General features: G+C 70.0%; 3 protein-coding genes. 2 read left to right on the top strand and 1 reads right to left on the bottom strand.

Annotation, left to right across the window (positions count from 1 at the left end; translation table 11 throughout):
• Positions 1–90 precede the first annotated feature (90 nt).
• A complete protein-coding gene (locus ACJOT3_RS32735; RefSeq protein ID WP_406977004.1) occupies positions 91–1,782 on the bottom strand; it encodes a glycosyl hydrolase family 18 protein in 1,692 nt (563 codons plus the stop codon).
• A 315-nt stretch (positions 1,783–2,097) separates the two neighbouring features.
• On the opposite strand from ACJOT3_RS32735, the gene ACJOT3_RS32730 reads away from it, so the two are divergent.
• A complete protein-coding gene (locus ACJOT3_RS32730; protein ID WP_406977005.1) occupies positions 2,098–2,667 on the top strand; it encodes a MarR family winged helix-turn-helix transcriptional regulator in 570 nt (189 codons plus the stop codon).
• Between the two features lie 76 nt (positions 2,668–2,743).
• Entirely contained in the window at positions 2,744–4,474 is a 1,731-nt protein-coding gene (gene icmA / locus ACJOT3_RS32725; RefSeq protein ID WP_406977003.1) for a coenzyme B12-dependent isobutyryl-CoA mutase large subunit, read from the top strand.
• The last annotated feature ends 109 nt before the right edge of the window (positions 4,475–4,583 follow it).

The raw sequence follows: 4,583 nt of genomic DNA, 5'->3' as shown, positions 1-4,583 counted from the left end.
GGTGGCGGTGCTCCCCGGATCAGAGCACCGACACCGCTTGGCTCCCGGTCGGCGGAGGGAGGGGCCGTAGGCGCCGCCGACCGGGACGTTCTAGGGTCGGCCCGCCTTCAGGGCCGTGTCGATGGAGGCCATCAGGCTGCCGTCGGCGTCGTCGCCGTCGATGGCCCAGACCATGACGCCGGAGTAGCCGTTGTCCAGGGCCCACTCGGTCTTCTGGGCGATCGCGGTCTCGTCGTCGTAGTTCCAGAAGGTCTCGCCGTCGTAGATCCAGGCGGTGCCCGCCTCGTCGTTGCGGAAGACCTGGAAATCACCGGAGGCGACCTTCTCCTTGAGGAAGCGCCACTCCTCGGTGCCCGTCGCGTAGGTGCCCTGCGCCGGGCCGGTGGCGGGCTGGAAGATGCCGTCGCCCTCGGGGCCGGGCTCCACGCCGGTCCAGCCCTGGCCGTAGAAGGGCAGGCCCAGGACGATCTTGGCCGGGTCCACGCCGCGGGAGACGTAGGCGTTGCGGATCAGCTCGGCGGAGATGACCGGCTCGGGGTCGCGGGCGTCGGTCACCAGGTTGGACTGGTGGTTGGTGACGCTCTCCCAGGTGCCGTGGTAGTCGTAGCCCTGCACCATGACGAAGTCGAAGTTCGGCATGAGCGCGTCGAGCTCGTACCCGGAGTCCAGGCGCCAGCCGCCGGCCGGCACGAACGCGCTCAGCTCGAAGTGGCGGTCGGTCTCCTCGCCGTACGCGTCCAGCTGGTCGCGGAACTCCTGGACCAGGGCGGTGAAGTTCTCCTTGTCCTCGGGGCGGACCACGTTGTGCGGGTTGCCGTCGGTGCCCGGCCACTCCCAGTCGAGGTCGATGCCGTCGAAGACGCCGTAGGCGGCGCCCTCGCCGCCCGCGCCGTTGAGCTCGGGCAGGTTGCCGCGCAGGTACAGGTCGACGCAGGACTCGACGAGGCGCTCGCGCGACTCCTCGGTCAGGGCCGCGTCGGAGAAGTACCGGGACCAGTTCCAGCCGCCCAGCGAGATGCTGATGCTCAGGTGGGGGTTCTCCTCCTTGAGCTTGAGCAGCTGGTTGAAGTTGCCGCGCAGCTCCTGGGCCGGGTCGTCGGCGACGCCGTCGACGCTGTCGCCGGCCGGGACCGTGTGCCCGTAGTCGGCCAGCGCGTCGCCCTCGCCCTCCTCATCGGTCATGAAGCACTCGCCGTCGGCGCTGACGTTGCCGAACGCGTACTGGATGTGCGTCAGCCGCTCGGCGCTGCCGGTCCCGATCAGGTCGGCCACCTGGTAGTCGCGCTCCTCGGCGCTCCACTGCGTGTAGTAGGCGACGCTGAGGAAGTCGTGGTCGGGGCCGGTGCCGGTGTCGCCGCCGGCGCAGGGCGCCCCGTTGACGGTGCAGGAGAGCGGGTCGGTGGAGCCGTCCCGGTGCACGCCGTTGAACCCGAAGCTGTAGGTGCCGCCGGCGGGGATGGTGGCGCCCCAGTGCGGCGGGGTGATGGTGTACCCGGACGGGCCGCCGGCCAGGGTGGCGTTCCACAGTTCGTGGATGCGGCTGCCGTCGGGCAGGGCGAACTCGATCTTCCAGTTGCCCACCGGGGTGTCGGAGGCGTTGTGGACGACGATCTGGCCGGTGTACCCGGTGTTCCACCGGGCGGACTCCACATAGGAGACGGTCAGGCCCGTGGCGGGCGCCTCCGCGGCGGCCGCCGGGAGCGAGGCGGCCATGAGCGGTGCCGCCAGCACGGTCGCGGCGAAGATCGCCGCGCACCGGTTCCGGAAGGGTCGTGCTCTCACGTCGTGGATCTCCTGCTGTCGGGGGGTTGCAGGGCCCGGGGGCCTGACCAGGGAAGATAAATTTTTAGGAAACTTAACTAATAATTACGGGGGTCGTCAACGGTCAGCGCCGAAGTTTCCGGCCCTTTGTGACTCTCCGATATCGGTCCGGTGCGGATTTTTCGAGATCGCAGGCCGTACCAGTGGCCCCGGAGATCCGGTGTCCCCTTGTGGCCACGCAAAAGCATTGACCTCGGCGGGATGTGATGCTAGGCGCACAAAGAGTGGGGTGCGAGGGCTCGACGGGGCCCATAGAGTGACCGCGTGGGAAACCCTTTGAACCTTCCGTTCGACCCGATCGAACGCGCGCACGACAACTGGACGCGGAGATGGGGGCCCTCGCCCGCCATGGCCGCCGTCACCTCAGTCATGCGCGCGCAGCAGATCCTCATCGGAGAGCTGGACGGCGCCCTCAAGCCGTTCGGCCTCACCTTCGCCCGCTACGAGGCGCTGGTCCTGCTCACCTTCAGCACCACCGGGTCGCTGCCGCTGGGCAAGATCGGCGAACGCCTCATGGTCCACCCGACCAGCGTCACCAACACCATCGACCGGCTGGAGGGGCAGGGCTTCGTGCTCCGCCGCCCCAACCCCAGCGACGGCCGCGGCGTGCTGGCGGAGATCACCGACTCCGGCCGGGAGGTGACCGAGCGGGCCACCCGGGTCCTGCTCGACCTGGACTTCGGCCTGGGCTGCTACTCCGACGGGGAGCTGTGGGACATGCACCGCATGTTCACCCGGCTGCGCGTCGACTTCGGGGACTTCCCCGAGCAGGAGGCCGGGCCGGGGGCCGGGGCGGCGGCCGGATCGACCGCCGAGCCCATGGCCGAGGCCGCCGAGGGCCGCTGAGTCCCGACCGGGAGTCCGCGCGGTGCCGTGGATCCCCCTCCTGTACATATTTAGTTGGACGTCCTACTATCCAGGTATGGCGAACACCACGAACGGCACCACCAACGGCGGCGGTACCGAGGACATCGAAGCCGGACGCGAACGCTGGCAGCGCCGCTACGACGCCGCGCGCAAGCGCGACGCCGACTTCACCTCCCTGTCCGGGCGCACCCTGGAACCGGTCTACGGGCCGCCCCCCGGCGCCGAGGTCCCCGGGTTCGAGCGCATCGGCTGGCCCGGCGAATTCCCCTTCACCCGCGGGCTCTACCCCACCGGCTACCGCGGCCGGGCCTGGACCATCCGCCAGTTCGCCGGGTTCGGCAACGCGCGCCAGACCAACGAGCGCTACAAGATGATCCTCGCCTCCGGCGGCGGCGGGCTCTCGGTCGCCTTCGACATGCCCACCCTCATGGGCCACGACTCCGACTCCCCGCACGCGCTGGGCGAGGTCGGCCACTGCGGCGTGGCCATCGACTCGGTGGCCGACATGGACCTGCTCTTCGACGGCATCCCGCTGGGCGAGACCACCACGTCCATGACCATCAGCGGCCCGGCCGTCCCCGCGTTCTGCATGTACCTGGTGGCCGCCGAGCGCCAGGGCGTGGACATCGGCACCCTCAACGGCACGCTCCAGACCGACATCTTCAAGGAGTACATCGCCCAGAAGGAGTGGCTGTACCCGCCCGAGCCGCAGCTGCGCCTCATCGGCGACCTCATGGAGTACTGCGCGGAGAACATCCCCGCGTACAAGCCGCTGTCGGTGTCGGGCTACCACATCCGCGAGGCCGGGGCCACGGCCGCCCAGGAGCTGGCCTACACCCTCGCCGACGGGTTCGGCTACGTGGAGCTGGGGCTGTCCCGCGGCCTGGACATCGACTCGTTCGCGCCCGGGCTGTCGTTCTTCTTCGACGCCCACATCGACTTCTTCGAGGAGATCGCCAAGTTCCGCGCCGCCCGCCGCATCTGGGCCCGCTGGATGCGCGACGTGTACGGCGCCAAGAGCGAGAAGTCCCAGTGGCTGCGGTTCCACACCCAGACCGCCGGGGTCTCCCTCACCGCCCAGCAGCCCTACAACAACGTGGTGCGCACCGCCGTCGAGGCGCTCGCCGCCGTCCTGGGCGGCACCAACTCGCTGCACACCAACGCCCTGGACGAGACCCTGGCCCTGCCCACCGAGCAGGCCGCCGAGATCGCCCTGCGCACCCAGGCGGTGCTCATGGAGGAGACCGGGGTGGTCAACGTCGCCGACCCGCTGGGCGGCTCCTGGTACCTGGAGGCGCTCACCGACGAGATCGAGGCCGAGGCCGAGCAGATCTTCGCGCACATCCGGCGGATGGGCGGCGGGGACGGCGTCGAGCACGCGATCGGCCCGATGACCTCCGGCATCCTGGCCGGGATCGAGAACGGCTACTTCTCCTCCGAGATCGCCGAGTCCGCGTTCCAGTACCAGCAGGCGCTGGAGAAGGGCGACAAGCGCATCGTCGGCGTCAACGCCCACATGCCCACGGTCTCCGGCGAGCTGGACATCCTGCGCATCGGCCACGAGGTGGAGCGCGAACAGCGCCGGGTGCTCACCGAGCGGCGCGAGGCCCGCGACGGCGCCGCGGTCGAGAAGGCGCTGGCCGACCTGCTGGCGGGCGTGAAATCCGGCGACCGGAACCTGGTGCCGCTGATCATGGACGCCGCCCGCGCCGAGGCCACGCTCGGTGAGATCTGCGCGACCATGGGCGAGGAGTTCGGGACCTACACCGAGGCGCCCCGCTTCTGAGCCCGCCGACGAGGGGACGCGGACCGGTTCTCGGTCCGCGTCCTTTCCGCGCATACGGCAGGATGGACACATGCAGCCTTCGGACTTTTCCCCGAACAGTGCCGTCGAC

Source organism: Nocardiopsis protaetiae (genome assembly GCF_045446735.1).
Taxonomy (GTDB): Bacteria; Actinomycetota; Actinomycetes; order Streptosporangiales; family Streptosporangiaceae; genus Nocardiopsis; species Nocardiopsis protaetiae.
This window is presented reverse-complemented; position numbering and strand designations above follow the sequence as displayed.

What these genes read in the sequence shown, in the direction of transcription:
- icmA (WP_406977003.1), top strand. Translation starts at nt 2,744, where the DNA reads ATGGCGAACACCACGAACGGCACCACCAACGGCGGCGGTACCGAGGAC.